1 protein-coding gene is annotated in these 286 nt (G+C 57.0%); it reads right to left on the reverse strand.

Annotated features, from left to right (window positions below):
• Positions 1-37 precede the first annotated feature (37 nt).
• Positions 38-286, reverse strand: a 249-nt coding sequence (locus A7090_RS22780; RefSeq protein WP_000330190.1) for a transposase domain-containing protein, incomplete at its 5' end; no start/stop codon positions are given.

Below are 286 nucleotides of genomic sequence, written 5' to 3' on the forward strand. Positions count from 1 at the left end.
GTAAGCGTGCAGCAAGAACCGTATTGACGGGGATGTGTTATTCAGTCGGCAGTGCTACGCGCCAGGGGAGCAGTTCGCCGACCCGGTTTATCGGCCAGTCGGCTATGACGTCAAGGACATAGCGGAGGTAGCTTTCTGGCTCCACTCCGTTCAGTTTGCACGTCCCGATCAGGCTGTACAGCAGCGCTCCCCGCTCTCCTCCATGATCCGAACCGAAGAACAGGTAGTTTTTGCGGCCCAGACTGACCATCCGCAACGCATTTTCAGCGATGTTATTGTCCGCCTC

Origin of the sequence: Escherichia sp. MOD1-EC7003, from assembly GCF_002965065.1 — a bacterium.
Classification (GTDB): Bacteria; Pseudomonadota; Gammaproteobacteria; order Enterobacterales; family Enterobacteriaceae; genus Escherichia.